The organism is Spongiibacter taiwanensis, assembly GCF_023702635.1.
GTDB lineage: Bacteria > Pseudomonadota > Gammaproteobacteria > Pseudomonadales > Spongiibacteraceae > Spongiibacter > Spongiibacter taiwanensis.
The window spans coordinates 856037-871610 of record NZ_CP098455.1; the positions used below are offsets into that span (position 1 = coordinate 856037).

Genomic DNA, 15574 nt, shown 5'->3' on the forward strand with positions numbered 1-15574 from the left:
CAGTCCACGCAAGCGGCAAAGCCGCTTAGATAAACTTCAACAGCAGCATTGCGGCCAACAACACACACATCCAGGCCACCATCGCGCTGGTGGAAATGCCCCGGGAAAGCAGACCGTTATCCTGGTTCAGTTTCGCCAGGCGGCCCTCAAAGGTTGTCAGCACCGACATTACTGTGCGACGCATCGCGCCATCAACGGCCCAAAATGCCGCCGTGATACCACCCACCAGGCGCGGAATTGGCCGGCGATAGAACCAGTCTGCATCGAGGTTGGTTGACGGCAGCTCCGGTGGATACATGCCCTTCAGGTTCAGCCACACAAAGGCCAGCGCTGAGAAGAACAGCAATTGGGTTTGCGTGAGCACGTGAGTCACGTCATAGGCGCTGTAATCCGTAGCAAAGGGCAAGTTGCGATACAGCAGCTCAGGGAAGCAGCCAATGCCGATACATAAGGTGGCGGCAATACCCATCGCAATCAGCATATTGGTTGGGGCTTCTTTGCAACGAATACCGGAGTCGTGGGCGAAGAACGCAAAATACGGAATCTTGATACCTGCGTGGTGGAATACGCCGGCTGATGCAAACAGCAACAGCAACCACACCACATTAAAGTGCTCTTTCAACGCAGCAGACATAATCATCGATTTGCTGACAAAACCACTGAACAGCGGGAAAGCTGAGATGGATGCGGCACCAACAATACACAGTATGGTGGTCTTGGGCATCGACTTGTACAGACCGCCCAATTCAGACCCGTTGATACGCCCGGTGCGATACAACACCGCCCCCATCGACATAAACAACAGGCCCTTGAAGATGACATCGTTGAAGGCGTGGGCCACGGCGCCATTGATCGCCAGCTCGGTACCAATACCGATGCCGACAATCATGAAGCCCAGCTGGTTGATCAGGCTGTAAGCCAGTACCCGGCGCAGGTCGTTTTCAATTACCGCATAGAAGATCGGGAAGCAGGCCATGCTGGCGCCGATGTAAACCAACAGCTCCGTGCCAGGAAAAGCCCGAGCCATAGCATAAATCGCCACCTTGGTGGTGAATGCACTCAGGAATACCGTACCGCTAGGGGTCGATTCCGGATACGCATCGGTAAGCCAGGTATGCAGAGCCGGGAAGGCACATTTCACCCCGAAGCCGATAAAGATCAACCAGGCCGAGAGCCCTTCCAGGCCAATGAAGTTGAACGCAAGTGACCCATTTTTCTGGTAGTGAAGCAGAATACCGGCCAACAGTAACAAGCCGGAAATCACCTGAATGACCAGATAGCGCATGCCTGAGCTGTAAGCCTGTTCACTGCGTCGGGCCCACACCAGGAACACCGAGGTGAGCGCCAGCATTTCCCAAAACACAAACAAGGTCAGCAAATCGCCGGCAAATACAGCGCCAAGCGCACTGCCAGCGTAGAACATGGAGGCTGACTGCTGGAGCGTGTCCTTCACATGCAGTGAGTAAATCACGCCGATCAGCGCGGCGATATGGAACAGATAGCCAAACAGGAAGTTAAGGTTATCCAGCCTGACCGGTTCCAGCGCCATGCCCATCAACTCGGCCTGGACGGAGAAACCATCCGGCAGCATCCACAGGTTCAACGCACTCAGGGCAATCGTGGCCAACATTAAACCGGCGCGCAATTTACCCCGGCTCAGCGCGGCTAACAGCCCGCCGAGATAGAACAGCAGAAAAGGCGGTAAATCAGTGATCAGCACGGCCGACCTCCTTGTCACCGGCTTGATAATAATCTTCGCTACGCATCAGACCGCGGCGCATCAACTTAGCCACCAGGACCAACACCACGCACCCTACGAAGCCGTAGATGGGGTAGAAACCAACCATGCCCTCCCAGGGATGCTCAGTATGTCGGTGCACAACAAAATCCAGAATCACCAACAACGCGCAGAGAATGTACAGGCCACGCAATATCCACTTAACGGTTTCGGGCTTATCAAAAAAATCCTGCGACTGGCTCATTGACTTGGGCCCTCACTAAAAATGCCATTGGCCAGCGCAACGAGAAAATCCGGCCAGATAAACAATGCCACACAGGCGACGCTTGTTATTCCAATCGCAATCAACGAAGGCAGCGGCGCCTCTTTAATTTGCCAAGATTCGTCGGCCCGGCCGTCGGCGGGAAAGAAGGCCCGCAGCGGAATGGGCAACAGATAAACAATATTCAGCAACGAGCTGATTAGCAGCACGCCCATCATTGCCAGCTCACCGGCGTCCAGCGTGGCGCTCAACAGCAGCCATTTGCTCCAGGTTCCCCCCGTTGGCGGCAGCCCGATAATACTGAGCGCGCCGATAAAAAAGGCCGCCATGGTGAAAGGCATCTGGCGGCCAAGTCCCCGCATCTGACTGATCTCGCTCTTATGCGCTGCCACCAGGATCGCACCCGCGCAGAAGAACAGCGTGATTTTGCCAACCGCGTGCATGGCAATATGCACGGCACTACCGACCACACCGGCTTGCACTGCCAGCAGGGCGCCTAAGCTTATGTAACCCAACTGACTCACCGTTGAGTAAGCCAGCCGCGCCTTGAGATTGTCTTGACGCATGGCCACCAGCGAGGCGAGCAGAATGCCAGCGCCGGCAAGGTATAGCAGATAGTCAGCCATCGGGATGCTTTGCAGCCGCTCGATACCGACGATAAACACCAGAATTTTAATCAGGCTGAATACCCCGGCCTTTACCACCGCCACGGCATGCAGCAAGGCACTAACCGGCGTGGGCGCTACCATCGCAGCGGGCAACCAGCGGTGAAAGGGCATCATCGCCGCCTTGGCCACACCAAAGACAAATAGCACCAGCAACATGGCCAGCACCGGGCCAGACAGGGAGTCAGGCAAAATGCCGCCCAGCTGGAAGTCCAGTGTGCCGCTGACAACCCAGGTGATGATCATGGCGGGCAACAAGAAGGCGATGGAGGTACCCATCAGAATACCCAGATAAATCCGCCCACCGCGACGGGCTTTGTCGGTGCCGGCGTGAGTCACCAGCGGATAGGTGCACAGCGACAACACCTCGTAAAACACGAATAAGGTGAAGAGGTTGGCAGCGAACGCAATTGCCATCACCGCAGAGATAGCAACGGCAAAACAGGCAAAGAAGCGGGTCTGGTTTTGCTCACCGTGGCCCCGCATGTAGCCGATGGCGTAAACGATCGTAACCGGCCAGAGGCAGCTCGCCACCAAAGCAAAGATCAGCCCCAGGGCCTCAACCTCGAACGCAAGACCCAGACCGGGCAATATCTCGAGCCATTGGACGTCGAGACTAACGCCGCCCTGCCACTGGCGGAAAATGGCAATATTTACCAACAGCAGCAACAAGCCGACCAGGATAGAGCAGGCCTCGCGCAAATTGGGGAAGCGCCCAATAGCCGCGACCCCCATTGCAGCCAGCAGCGGCAATACAATGGCCAGATTAATCAAGCCTTGTGGTCCCATCATTGCACCACCTCCAGCAAGCTGCGGGCGGCATCAGCCGTGATGGCCAGAGGGATGCGGGTATCAATGCCAAAGTATAAGTTGGCGGCAATCAGCACCCACAGCGGCAACAACATCATCAGCGGCGCTTCACCTTTCGGGCTGCCCTCTTCTGAGGGTTTGAAATACATGGCTTCCACCACCCGCCAGATGTAGGCAATGGCCAGCAGCGACCCCAACACCACCAGCAACGCCAGTGGCCAACGGCCGTCGGCAACCGCCGCAGATACCAGGTACCACTTGCTGATAAAGCCCACGGTCAAAGGCACACCAATCAAGCTAAGCCCACCCACAACAAAACTGAAGGCGGTAATCGGCATGCGTTGACCGAGGCCATACAAATCTTTTAACTGGGTGCTCCCCAAACGGAAGGCCATCGCCGCGAGGGACAGAAACAGTGCTGCCTTCATTAATGCGTGATTGAATAGATGGAGAAGTGTGGCCTGTAGGCCCAGCAGACCGCCGATCCCCAAACCGACAATCATGTAGCCGATCTGCCCTACGCTGGAGTAGGCGATGGCGCGCTTGATATTGCTCTGGTAGATCGCCACCGTCGACCCGGCAAACACCGCGATCATCCCCAGCGCAATCAGAATTTCCGGCAACGGCAGACCGGCACTGCGCAGGTCGCTGTCGAATACCGAATAGGTAAAGCGAATCAGCAGATAAATTGCCACCTTAGTGGAGCTGGCCGCCAAAAATGCAGTGACGATCGAAGGCGCAAAGGTATAGGCGTTCGGCAGCCAGAAATGCAGCGGGAACATCGCCAACTTAAGACCGATACCCACCACGACAAATGCGTAGGCAGCAAACACGGTGTAGGAGCTGCTGGCGGCCGGCAGGCGCTCGGATAGGTCAGCCATATTCAGCGTACCGGTCATCATGTACATGAAGCCGATACCGATCAAAATGAAGGTCGCACCAATAGTACCCATGATCAGGTAACGGAAGGCCGACCACAGTGCCTGGCGCTGCTTACCCAATGAAATCAGGGTGTAGGTCGACAGGGACGACACCTCGAGGAACACGAACACGTTGAAGGCATCGCCCGTGGCCAAAATCCCCAGCAGCCCGGCTAAGCACAGTAACCATGCAACGTAGAAAAACAGCTGCTTCTCGCCGGGAATTTCATTGCTGATGCTGGTTTGTGCAGCCACCAGGCTGACCGTGCTACTAAGACTGACAATAAACAGCAGCCAGCCGTTGAGCAGGTCGATGCGGTATTCAATTCCCCAGGGCGCAGCCCAACCGCCAAGCTCATAGCTTAGCGGCCCTTGCGCGTAGACTTCACTGAGTAACTGGCAAGAAATGAGGAACGCTGCCGTACTGACCAGCAGGGCAAAAACCCATGCCAACTTGGCCCTGCCGAGAATCAAACAGGCAGGAGCGCCCAGCAGGGGGACAATAACCTGGAGTATGGGTAAGTGGTTTAGCACGAGTGATCCTGTTGCTGAATTTCCGGCTCTTCTACAGTGCCATAGGCCTTTTTAATTCGAATCACCAGCGCAAGTCCCAAAGCGGTAGTCGCAATGCCGACGACAATGGCGGTGAGGATGAGCACGTGGGGCAAGGGGTTGGAGTACGCCGTGACCGAATCACTGAGAATCGGTGCACTACCGCCCGAGACCTTGCCGACACTAATGTAAAGAATGAAAACCGAGGTCTGAAAAATATTCAAACCCACCAGTTTTTTGACCAGGTTGCCCTGGGCGATGACGACAAAGAAGCCAATCATCATCAGGGCAATCACCACCCAGTAATTGTAGTGCGAGAAAATCAAACTCATTTCTCGCCCTCCGGTGCTGGTCTGACCTGACTGACGAAACAATAGAAAATCAACATCATTACCGCGGCCACCGTAATACCCACACCCAGCTCAATGACAATGATGCCAATGTGCTGCCCGGCAGTGGCTGACTCGGCCAGCACCGAATAATCGAGAAAGTTGCCGCCATTAAGCATCGAGACAACCCCCACCGAGCCGTACAACAGCGCGCCCGTTGCAGCCAGAATTCTGAGCACGGACGAGCTCACTACCCGGCGCGCCAGGTCAACCCCAAAAAACATGGTGTACAGAATGATCGCCGCAGCAAAAATGACCCCGGCCTGGAACCCACCACCCGGGCCGTAATCGCCGTGAAACTGCACATAAAGGGCAAAAATCAAAATCGGCGGAATCAGTATCTTGCTCACGATCCGCAACACTCTGTGGCCATGAGCCCCATCAACAGATGGATTGGCAGGCAGTGGCCGCAACGTCAGCAAAGACAGAACACCGACACCGGCAGTGAAAATAACCAACACCTCACCAAAGGTATCAAAGCCGCGATAACTGGCCAGAACCGAGGTGACAATATTGGGGATGCCGATTTCCTCGCCAGACACTTCAATATAGCGCGGCGCCACGTGGGTATGGGCTGGCGCATTGGCATCGCCAAAGGCCGGCATATCCAAGGTGCCCATGATCAGCAATGCGCCGGTGATCACCACCAATATCAGCGCTGGCAAGGCCTTATTGGCAGCCGGCACCGCTTCATAGCGTCCCACCAGCGCGATGGTAAGCAACATTAACAGCGGGGAGATCCCCGACCCCACCGCCGCCTCGGTGAAGGCCACATCCACCGCATCCATCAAGACAAAAAAGCTGGCGGAGAGAAAGCCGTAAATACCGGTCAGCATGACCACGGCCAACAGATCGCGACTCAGCACAATGCCGATCGCTGTGGCCAACAGCAAACTCAGTAGACTGATGTTGATAAACAGTTCTATGACACTACCCTCCCTGTCACCCTCATTTCTCAGACTTCTGCTGATGCCGCCATGTCGCTTTGGCAAGGGCGTAACTGGCAGTGGGGCTGGTGAACAGCAAAAACAATAAGATCATGCACAATTTGAGCAGCACCAGGCTCCAGCCCGCGAGCAGCATTAGTCCCACCAGCAGCGCCGTGGTTGCCAGTGTTTCGGTCACACCTGCAGCGTGCATACGGGACAATGTATCGGGGAAGCGCAGCACACCCAGTGCACCGGTAAAAATAAAAAAACAGCCGAAGCACAACAGCGCAGTGCTAATAAAGGGGATCACATCACTCATTGGGAAGACCCACCCTGCTCCAGCTTTTCGACATGTTCGAAGTAGCGCAACAAGGCGATAACACTGATGAAATTCATCAACGCATAAACCAGCGCGATATCGAGGAACTCGGGCCGACCGAACAAGAAGCCCAGCACGGCAATTAACAACACGGTCTTGGTGCCAAACAGGTTGACGGCAAGCACCCGGTCAAACACGGTAGGACCGGCGATGGCCCGAGCAATAGCCATGGCCATAACAACAAGTAGGGTAATAGCAGTGGCGGCAAGCATCATTTTTCTAACCCACAGGTTCTGCGGCTCATTTCCCCACTTTCGAGCTCAGCAATATTTGCTGGCACCAGCGCATGAACCAGGACGGTATCGTCACCCAACTCGATAGAAACGGTACCCGGTGTCAGGTTGATGGAATTCGCGTAGATCACGCGACCGATATCGGTGGTCTGTTTGACCGGCAAGACCTTGGTGGTCGGTTCAATAGACCCGCAGCCTCGCCAGACCCGCTTGGCCACATCGATATTACTGAGCAATATCTGCCATGCCAGCCAGGCATAGTAGCCGGGAAGCCGCCGGGTCAGGTGAATAGGCTGAGACTCGTGATCAACCACATCCATCCGGTGACAAACCCACACCACCAGCGCCACCGACAACACGCCGAAGGACAACAGAAGGCCCGTGTAGTGACCGGAATTTGCCAGCCAGATAAACGCCAGCAGTAGTGAAATACTGATTGTGTGCCGCATAATTAATTTGTTCGCTTAACAAATGTGTCCAAATGTTGCGCTTTCCATCACACCGGACTTCGTCCAAGAGCATTAGCAGGCGTAGTTAGATTCCAGCACGCGCTTTAGTAGTGCACCCGCGGAGGCACCTTCCCGATAGGCAGTTTCCGAAGCGACTTTTTCCGCGAGCGCCACTGTGCTCAAGTCATTCGGCAGACAATAACGACCCAGTCGCATCGCCTCTACACTGGAAGAACCACCAGGAGCCCGGGTTCGAATTGCCCTTTCAGCAAAACTGGGCTCACTGCCGTCAACGATGCGAACATAGGGATTCGCCGAGATATAGCCCTGCAGATACGCAGAGCAGATCGACCCTTCGGCCGTCACAGAACCCCCTGCAATCTGACCGCACTCTTGCCCTAATTGTTTGGCAGTCATACTCTCAAGCGCATGTGCCGAGCTAATACAAGTGGCTATCGCAATTGATGAAACTAAGCACGGTTTGATGTTTTTTATAAGCATCGATTCACCCCCGACAAGCGGATGACCCACACTTTGACATTGAATATGTGAAAAGTAATGCCGAAATTGTAAAAAAGTATGCAGCATTGTCGCCGGGTGTCGCAAATCGGGGCCAAGGCATACCAAGACTTGTCATTGTGTGGCGAAATTCGTCAAACTATCTTTTCATCTGTTATTGAGTAAGGTCTGACGTGGACAACATGGACCACAATACAAAGTCGCGGCTGCTGCTCGTCGATGACAATGACGACATTCTCCAGCTGGTGTCAGAGCTGCTGACCAAGGAGGGCTACCACTGCGCCACGGCAAAAAGTGGCGAGGAAATGTTTGCCCGCCTGTCACAATTCCAACCAGAGCTTATCCTGCTCGACGTGATGCTACCGGGCCAGGACGGCTTCGAATTGTGCCGCCAATTACGCGCAGACCCCGAAATGCCACCGGTCATCATTCTAAGCGCCAAAGATGAGGAAATCGACCGAGTCGTGGGCCTTGAGCTGGGGGCTGACGACTACATTGTTAAACCCTTTGGTCGTCGAGAGCTGGTCGCGCGGGTAAAAACCGTGCTGCGCAGAGTTAACCAGCATTATCACCATCGCGCCCAAGGGGTTTACTGCTTTGGAGGCTGGCGCTTCAAGCCAACGCGCATGGAGCTGATCGACGCCGACTTTACGGTTATCCCCCTATCTTCTAGTGAGTGTGATCTTCTGCTCGCCTTTGTACAGAACCCGCAAATCCCGCTCTCGCGTGACCGCTTGCTCGGTCTGACCAAGGGTCGCAACAGCACCGCGTTTGACCGGAGTGTCGACTCCCATGTCAGTCGGCTGCGGCGCAAACTCCGCGACAACGCCAAACACCCGGAAATCATCAAAACGGCCTGGGGTGCAGGCTACCTGTTTACCTATGCTGTAGAAGTTGTGTGAAACGCTTTTTTCCCGGCACGCTGAAGGCCCAGAGTTTACTGCTTCTTGTCGCCCTGCTGATTAGCTCTCACTTGCTGACGCTGTTTATATACGAACGCCATCGGGAGGAAAGTGTACTTCTCACCGAGGCAGCGGACCTCGCCCAACGTATCATCGGCGTTATTGAACTGGCCAACACCTTTGCTGACGATGAGCGCATTCGCATTCTGCAAACCGCGCAAACGCAGTTTCTGACCGCCTACCCCGAAGTCGTGCCCCTCGATTATGTCGCCTGCCAGAAAAGTGCGTTTGCCGATGAAATGCTTAAACACTTTAAGAAAGCCTTCTCCCAGCGCCAGTATCAAATCGACGTCTGTGCGCGAAGTGTTGCCACGCTGAAACCCTTTTTTCACACACCGTCGAACAGCAATGCCCTTGATCTGCTGATCAATCTGCAATTTGCCGATCAGGGAAACGCATCCTTTCACGCCCTACTGCCCCATGCCACTTCACTCCTTCAAGACAGGGTTTTGCTCTATTTAGGACTGGTAAGTCTCATCAGCCTTATTTTTGGCGGGCTGATGATTTCACGGCTTACCTCACCCATTAGAACATTGGGCAATGCGGCGACCACCATTGGACAAGACCTGAAAGCAACGCCGTTGCCCGAACACGGCCCAGAGGAGATCCGCCTCGCAGCCGCAGCATTTAATACTATGCAGCACCGGCTCCAACGCACCTTACAAGATCAAAAGGACATGCTCGCGGCGATTTCTCACGACCTGAAATCCGGTCTGACCCGACTCCAGCTCCGGGCAGAGATGCTCAGCGATGAGGTTGAGCGGCAAGGAATGGAAGCCGTGGTCATGGATATGAAAAAGATGGTGTCATCCATCATCGACTTGGTGCGTCTGGGCAATAATACCGGCCCTCGGCAGAAGACCAACCTGAGCTACCTGCTCGACAACCTGGTCCATGCGCTGTGCGAGGAAGGTCGGCAAATTAGTGCAGAGATACAGGGCGACCTCAGCTTTCTCTGCAATGCCAGCGAACTACAACGGGCTGTGCAAAACCTGCTTGATAACGCCATCAAATACGCCGGCAGCGCAACGTTGACACTGTCAGGTAGCGGCCGGGAACTCCGCATTTGCGTGTGCGACACCGGCCCCGGTATTCCAGCCGAGCGACTGGAAGATGTACTCAAGCCCTTTGTTACCGTCGACCCCTCCCGCAGCGCTGCCACCGGTGGCCAGGGGCTGGGCCTGGCCATCGCCAGTAATATCGCCCGCAGCCACGGCGGCAATCTGACACTGGAAAACCGCAGCAGCGGTGGCCTCTGCGCCACCCTGATCTTTCCACTGGACCAATAACGCCGCCGAGATTGACATTCGCCGGCCTTCAAAATACTGTATATATACACAGTATTTTGAAGGCCAATGTATTCCGTGTCCAACCACGCCCTCAACACATTGCTGGACAAGCGCCACCTCTGGCGAGGCAGGCACGTGCTACCGCCCAGCACAGAGGGCGTCAGCACGGGCTTTTCCGAACTCGACACTCACCTGCACTTGGGTGGCTGGCCAGTCGTTGGCTCAACAGAAATTCTCAGTCAGCAGCTGGGTATTGGCGAGTTGTGGCTGCTGCTGCCAGCCCTTGCCCAGCGCTCCCAGGAGGGCGCCGTGGTTTGGGTCAACCCGCCCTGCCTGCCCTCGCCCCAGGCACTGGCACAGCAGGGGCTGGCCGCCCATCGGCAGCTGCTGATTCGCCCCAGCCAGTTGTCAGAACAGCTTTGGGCTGCAGAGGAATGCCTGCGCAGCGGTGCCTGCAGCGCGGTGCTCAGCTGGTTCACAACACAAAGCCTGCCGGACAAACAATTGCGGCGCCTGCATCTGGCCGCCCAGGAGGGGCGCAGCTGGCACCTCCATTTCCGGCCCGAGCAAATCGCACAGCAGGTTTCTCCAGCCCCCCTGCGGCTGCAACTTCGCCCGGCGCCGCAGGCCCTGGATATCGAAATACTCAAACAACGCGGTGGCCCCGCCGGTCAGCGGCTAACCCTGCGCCGCCATGCTGAGCTGTATTACCAACAGCGCCCACCCGCACAGTGGCCCACCGCCCATCACCGCGCAAAGACAACCCGAGACACTCGGCGCCTGCCGCTGCTCGCACCGCTACCCTCATACCCAGTAACAATTACGCCGTCCAGTAAGAGCCAGACCGGAGCCAGCTAATGCTGTGGTTATGCATTCGCCTGCCCCAGTTGCCACTGGCGGCTTTGCCACCGTCGCCCCCCGGCACACCGGTTGCGGTTATTGAGCAGAACCTGGTCATCCTCGCCAACGCCGAGGCAGCGCACTATGGCGTCAGCCCCGGCCAGTCATTCCAGACTGCCCAGGGCTTGTGCGCACTGCTGGAGTGTCGCCCCCGACAGATCGCACTGGAGCAACAGATGCTGCACAACATCGCGCTGTGGGCCTATCGCTTCAGTGGCCATGTCAGCCTGAGCTCAAACCAGGCCATTGTGCTGGAGCTCAGCCGCTCCCTGCGGCTTTTTCGCGACCTGAATCGGCTTTATAGGCGTTTCATCCGGGCATTCCGCCAGCGCCAACTTCAGGTGTGGGCAGCCCTGGCAGACACCCCCCTGGCCGCCGAGCTGCTCAGTTACCAGAACCCACCGCTGAAGACCCTGGTAAATGCTCAAGGAGAGCTAAACGAAGCCGCACTCAAAGCAGCGCTGGCGCACTTGCCGGTGCGATATCTACCTCTGCCCGAAGAGGATAAGGAACGCCTGGAAGAAATGGGGCTGCACACGCTTGGGAAGGTGTTAGCGCTGCCGAGAACAGCCCTGGAAACCCGCTTCGGCAAGGCATTGGAAGAACTACTTGCCAAGGCGCTGGGCGAAGCGCCCGACCCAAGAGCGCATTTCCGCCCGGCAGAGCACTTCAGCAGTCGCCGCTACTTTGATAGCGGCCTGAACAACCACCGGCAATTGCGCTTTCCCATTGCCGCCCTGCTCGGCGAACTGCAAGCCTATTTGCGCCTGCGTCAACGCGTTAATCGGGATCTGGACTGGCAGCTGGATTACCTGGACGGCAGCCGGGAGCAGTGGCGCCAGCACCTAAGCCATTCGCACTTCGATAAGCAGGCTGTTATGGCCCTGGTGATGCTGGATCTGGAGCGCCGACAGCTCAGCGGCCCAGTATGCGGAATCAGTCTACACAGTCGGCATTTTGTCTCTCCGCCAACCGCACCAAGCACGCTGTTCAGCAAGCTTCAACACGACCGGGATGCCGCCCTGCCCCAGCTGCTGGACAAATTGCAACTGCGTCTGGAGCCCGGACAATGCGTGCAGTATCTGCCCACCGACACCTACTTGCCGGAGCAATTCCGTCATGACCATTTGCCTGACAGGTTATTGAGCAACCTGCAGTCTTCCCCGGCCGCGACACCGACAGGCAAGCTGTTGCGGCCAAACTGGCTATTAGAGCCCGCCGTGCCACTGTATGAGCGTGAAGGGGAACTGTTTTGGCGCGGCACCGTTCATCTGCTACAGGGGCCTGAACGAATCGATAGTCAGTGGTGGCAACAACGCCAGGTGCGGGATTACTACATTGCCCTTCATGAAGATGGCCGACTGTGCTGGTTATACCGCGACTGCCTGCAGCCTGCCTGGTATCTGCATGGTTTCTTTGGATAAGTCATGTCCTACGCCGAACTGCACTGCCTGAGTAACTTCAGCTTCCTTCGGGGTGCCTCCCATCCTCAGGAGTTAGTTGCCCAGGCCGACGAACTGGGATACCAGGCCATCGCCATTACCGATGAATGCTCTTTGGCCGGTATTGTCAGGGCCTGGAACGAGGCCAAAAAACGCAACATAAAACTCATCTGTGGCGCCGAGTTTCGCCTGCAAGAAGGCTTAACCTTAGTTATTCTTGCGCCCCAGCGCCAGGCCTATGCCGAGCTTTGTCAGTTAATCAGCCAGGCCCGGCTGCGCAGCAGAAAGGGCGAATACCGCGTTGGCCTGGCAGATATCCGTCGCCATTGCCAACAGGGGCTTCTGATCTGGCGGCCGGATTTTCGGGATGGCCTGCCCCTGAACGCGGCCCGGAAGCTGCACCAGGCATTCCCCGAGCGCCTCTGGATCGGGTTCAGTGCCGCGGGCCAACAACAACTGGAGCCGGATTATCTCCAACACCAGCGCCTGTCCAGCCACTGCGGCCTGCCGCTATTGGCCTGCGGCAATGTGCATATGCATGTCCGCCAACGCAAACCACTGCAGGATGTTCTTACCGCCATTCGGCTGGGGCAGCCAGTCACCGAACTGGGTACGGCCCTGCAGCAAAACAGCGAGAGTTATCTGAAACCTCTGGCACAGCTGCGCCGCTATTATCCCGAAGCGTTGTTGCAGGAGAGCTGCCGCCTGGCCCAGCGCTGTCACTTTGAACTCGACGAAATCAGCTACCAATATCCCGAGGAGGCCCTCCCCAAAGGCCGCAATGCCAGTGAGTTTTTACGGGAACTGAGCCTGGACGGTGCCCGTCGGCGCTGGCCGGAAGGTGTGCCGGATAAGGTGTTTCAGCAAATAGAGCGAGAGCTGGGCATTATCAAACAACTGGGTTACGAGCATTATTTCCTGACCGTATACGACATTGTGCAGTTCGCCCGCAGCCAGCGCATTCTCTGCCAGGGCCGGGGCTCCGCGGCAAACTCCGCCGTCTGCTACTGCCTGCATATTACCGAAGTCGACCCATCCCAGGGACAACTCCTGTTTGAGCGCTTCATTTCACCCGAGCGGGATGAGGAGCCAGATATCGATGTGGACTTTGAGCACGAGCGCCGGGAAGAGGTCATTCAATATATCTACCGAAAATACGGCCGCGAGCGAGCCGCCCTGGCTGCCACCGTCATTACCTATCGCCGAAAAAGTGCCATCCGGGATGTCGGCAAAGCCCTGGGGCTGGATGACACGTTTCTGACCAGCCTGTCCAAAAACCTTGCCTGGTGGGATAAACGCGAGGACGTTACCCGGCACCTGCAGGAAGCCCGGCTGGATATCAGCGGCCAGCTCGCCGTCCAGTTTGCCGAGCTGGTGGAGACCTTGCTGGGCTTTCCTCGGCATCTGTCGCAACACGTTGGTGGTTTTGTGATCGCCCGGGATCCGATCGCCAGCCTGGTACCCCAGGAAAATGCGGCCATGGCAGATCGCACATTAATCCAGTGGGATAAGGAGGATCTGGAATCCCTCGGTCTGATGAAGGTCGACATTCTGGCCCTGGGCATGCTCAGCGCCCTGCGCAAAAGCATCGAGCACGTCAGCCAGACCCTGGGGGCTCCTTTTGCTCTGGAGGACATTCCCAAAGGAGACCGCAGCACCTATGACATGCTGTGCAAGGCTGACAGTGTTGGCGTATTCCAGGTTGAGTCGCGAGCGCAGATGACCATGCTACCCCGACTACAACCCCGCTGCTTTTACGACCTGGTGATTCAGATTGCCATCGTCCGTCCCGGGCCCATTCAAGGCGGCATGGTTCACCCCTTTTTGCGCCGCCGCCAGGGCCTTGAGGCAGTCCGCTATGAAAACAACGCGGTGCAAGAGGTATTGGAGCGCACTCTTGGCGTCCCTATTTTTCAAGAACAAGTGATCAAGCTGGCCATGGTTGCCGCGGGTTTCAGTGGCGGTGAGGCCGATCAACTGCGCCGCGCCATGGCCAGCTGGGGGCGCAATGGTCATTTGGAAAGCTTTCGGGACAAACTGATTGAGGGCATGTTGCGCAATGGCTACGAACAGGACTTTGCCGAACGCCTATTCAGCCAGATGAAGGGCTTTGGCGCTTACGGCTTTCCCGAATCCCACTCCGCCAGCTTTGCCATTCTGGCCTATGCCTCGGCCTGGATAAAACGCCATTATCCAGCAGAGTTTTTCTGCGGCTTGCTCAATAGTTTGCCGATGGGGTTCTACAGCCCCTCCCAGCTCTGCCAGGATGCCAAGCGCCATAAAGTGGCTGTCAGGCCGATTTGCGTCAACCACAGCCAATGGGATCACAGCCTGGAGTACGACAGCCATACACCTGCGCTGCGGCTAGGCTTCCGTTTGGTCAATGGCTTATCCCAAGCCACAGCCGAGCGGCTGTGTGAGACCAGGAACGATGGCCTGTTCCGCTCTCCCCAGGACCTCTCAATGCACCTGAATCTTGATAGCAAGGAGCGTCAGTGCCTGGTTCGCGCCGATGCGTTTCATTGCTTTGATAGCCACCGTTACCAAAGCCTTTGGCAACTACTGGGCCAAGAGAGTGCCCGCCCCCTATTGCCAAGCCAACCGGACGAGGAGGACATTCAGCTACCCGCTCCCAGCGAGTTCGACGATATTCGTAGCGATTACCGCCATCTTGGCTTAACGCTACGCAAGCACCCGCTAAAAATGCTGCGCAGTCATAAAATCCTTCGGGACAGCGTCCCCACCGATAAATTGATAGCGCAACAAGACGGCCAATGGCTTAGCGTCAGCGGACTCGTCACCTGCCGACAGCGTCCGGGAACGGCTTCCGGAGTGCTGTTTATTACCCTTGAGGATGAGTGCGGCAACTGCAATGTGATTGTTTGGGCTGCAGTACAGCAACAGTTTCGACGGGAAATACTCACCGGCCAGCTATTGCGCGTTAGCGGCCAGTTACAAATTAGCCACCACAGCGCCGTACCGGTCATTCACCTGGTCGCCCATAAACTGGAAGAGCATAATGCGCTACTGCAGATTCAAGTCGACGCCCACAACTTTCACTAGGTGGATGCCCTAATACTAATAAAAACCCTACGGGAATACCGTAGTTACCTAGAAATCAGCGAAAAACCTGTCT

The 15574-nt window shown here is 56.4% G+C and carries 15 protein-coding genes; 5 read left to right on the top strand and 10 right to left on the bottom strand.

Going from position 1 to position 15574, the window contains the following annotated elements:
* Nucleotides 1-25 precede the first annotated feature (25 nt).
* The 10 genes from NCG89_RS04090 to NCG89_RS04135 form a co-directional block, all read right to left on the bottom strand.
* Nucleotides 26-1720, bottom strand: a complete 1695-nt coding sequence (locus NCG89_RS04090) for a Na(+)/H(+) antiporter subunit D (protein WP_251088503.1) — start codon at nt 1718-1720, stop codon at nt 26-28.
* Entirely contained in the window at nt 1707-1982 is a 276-nt protein-coding gene (locus NCG89_RS04095; protein WP_251088504.1) for a hypothetical protein, read from the bottom strand. The genes NCG89_RS04090 and NCG89_RS04095 overlap by 14 nt, the downstream gene beginning before the upstream one ends.
* Nucleotides 1979-3457, bottom strand: coding sequence for a proton-conducting transporter transmembrane domain-containing protein (locus tag NCG89_RS04100; protein WP_251088505.1), 1479 nt, complete (start codon nt 3455-3457; stop codon nt 1979-1981). Before NCG89_RS04100 ends, NCG89_RS04095 begins: the two co-directional genes overlap by 4 nt.
* Complete coding sequence (locus tag NCG89_RS04105; RefSeq protein ID WP_251088506.1) at nt 3454-4929, bottom strand: monovalent cation/H+ antiporter subunit D family protein; 1476 nt, start codon at nt 4927-4929, stop codon at nt 3454-3456. Before NCG89_RS04105 ends, NCG89_RS04100 begins: the two co-directional genes overlap by 4 nt.
* Complete coding sequence (locus NCG89_RS04110) at nt 4923-5279, bottom strand: cation:proton antiporter subunit C (RefSeq protein WP_251088507.1); 357 nt, start codon at nt 5277-5279, stop codon at nt 4923-4925. The genes NCG89_RS04105 and NCG89_RS04110 overlap by 7 nt, the downstream gene beginning before the upstream one ends.
* Complete coding sequence (locus NCG89_RS04115) at nt 5276-6223, bottom strand: Na(+)/H(+) antiporter subunit B (RefSeq protein ID WP_251088508.1); 948 nt, start codon at nt 6221-6223, stop codon at nt 5276-5278. The genes NCG89_RS04110 and NCG89_RS04115 overlap by 4 nt, the downstream gene beginning before the upstream one ends.
* A gap of 61 nt (nt 6224-6284) precedes the next feature.
* Nucleotides 6285-6584 carry a monovalent cation/H(+) antiporter subunit G gene (mnhG, locus tag NCG89_RS04120; protein WP_251088509.1) on the bottom strand — a complete coding sequence of 100 codons (300 nt, stop codon included), beginning with the start codon at nt 6582-6584 and terminating at the stop codon, nt 6285-6287.
* Complete coding sequence (locus NCG89_RS04125) at nt 6581-6859, bottom strand: MrpF/PhaF family protein (RefSeq protein ID WP_251088510.1); 279 nt, start codon at nt 6857-6859, stop codon at nt 6581-6583. The genes mnhG and NCG89_RS04125 overlap by 4 nt, the downstream gene beginning before the upstream one ends.
* The gene (locus NCG89_RS04130) at nt 6856-7326 is read right to left on the bottom strand and encodes a Na+/H+ antiporter subunit E (protein ID WP_251088511.1); all 471 of its coding nucleotides are present in this window, start codon (nt 7324-7326) and stop codon (nt 6856-6858) included. Before NCG89_RS04130 ends, NCG89_RS04125 begins: the two co-directional genes overlap by 4 nt.
* A 72-nt stretch (nt 7327-7398) precedes the next feature.
* Nucleotides 7399-7692 (bottom strand): hypothetical protein, encoded by a 294-nt coding sequence (locus tag NCG89_RS04135; protein WP_251088512.1) that lies wholly within the window; start codon nt 7690-7692, stop codon nt 7399-7401.
* 335 nt (nt 7693-8027) lie between these two features.
* Here NCG89_RS04135 and NCG89_RS04140 point away from each other — a divergent pair, with 335 nt between their 5' ends.
* From NCG89_RS04140 to NCG89_RS04160, 5 genes are all read left to right on the top strand, one after another.
* Nucleotides 8028-8747: a response regulator transcription factor gene (locus NCG89_RS04140; protein WP_251088513.1), complete on the top strand. Its 720-nt coding sequence runs from the start codon at nt 8028-8030 to the stop codon at nt 8745-8747.
* A complete protein-coding gene (locus NCG89_RS04145; protein WP_251088514.1) occupies nt 8744-10096 on the top strand; it encodes an ATP-binding protein in 1353 nt (450 codons plus the stop codon). The genes NCG89_RS04140 and NCG89_RS04145 overlap by 4 nt, the downstream gene beginning before the upstream one ends.
* A 75-nt stretch (nt 10097-10171) precedes the next feature.
* The gene (gene imuA, locus NCG89_RS04150; protein WP_251088515.1) at nt 10172-10954 is read left to right on the top strand and encodes a translesion DNA synthesis-associated protein ImuA; all 783 of its coding nucleotides are present in this window, start codon (nt 10172-10174) and stop codon (nt 10952-10954) included.
* Nucleotides 10954-12420, top strand: coding sequence for a Y-family DNA polymerase (locus NCG89_RS04155; protein ID WP_251088516.1), 1467 nt, complete (start codon nt 10954-10956; stop codon nt 12418-12420). The genes imuA and NCG89_RS04155 overlap by 1 nt, the downstream gene beginning before the upstream one ends.
* A 3-nt stretch (nt 12421-12423) precedes the next feature.
* The gene (locus tag NCG89_RS04160; RefSeq protein WP_251088517.1) at nt 12424-15501 is read left to right on the top strand and encodes an error-prone DNA polymerase; all 3078 of its coding nucleotides are present in this window, start codon (nt 12424-12426) and stop codon (nt 15499-15501) included.
* The last annotated feature ends 73 nt before the right edge of the window (nt 15502-15574 follow it).

Coding starts and splice junctions, on each gene's coding strand:
- NCG89_RS04095 (WP_251088504.1), bottom strand. CDS start 1,982: ATGAGCCAGTCGCAGGATTTTTTTGATAAGCCCGAAACCGTTAAGTGG.
- NCG89_RS04100 (WP_251088505.1), bottom strand. CDS start 3,457: ATGATGGGACCACAAGGCTTGATTAATCTGGCCATTGTATTGCCGCTG.
- NCG89_RS04110 (WP_251088507.1), bottom strand. CDS start 5,279: ATGAGTTTGATTTTCTCGCACTACAATTACTGGGTGGTGATTGCCCTG.
- mnhG (WP_251088509.1), bottom strand. CDS start 6,584: ATGAGTGATGTGATCCCCTTTATTAGCACTGCGCTGTTGTGCTTCGGC.
- NCG89_RS04125 (WP_251088510.1), bottom strand. CDS start 6,859: ATGATGCTTGCCGCCACTGCTATTACCCTACTTGTTGTTATGGCCATG.
- NCG89_RS04130 (WP_251088511.1), bottom strand. CDS start 7,326: ATGCGGCACACAATCAGTATTTCACTACTGCTGGCGTTTATCTGGCTG.
- NCG89_RS04140 (WP_251088513.1), top strand. CDS start 8,028: ATGGACCACAATACAAAGTCGCGGCTGCTGCTCGTCGATGACAATGAC.
- NCG89_RS04155 (WP_251088516.1), top strand. CDS start 10,954: ATGCTGTGGTTATGCATTCGCCTGCCCCAGTTGCCACTGGCGGCTTTG.
- NCG89_RS04160 (WP_251088517.1), top strand. CDS start 12,424: ATGTCCTACGCCGAACTGCACTGCCTGAGTAACTTCAGCTTCCTTCGG.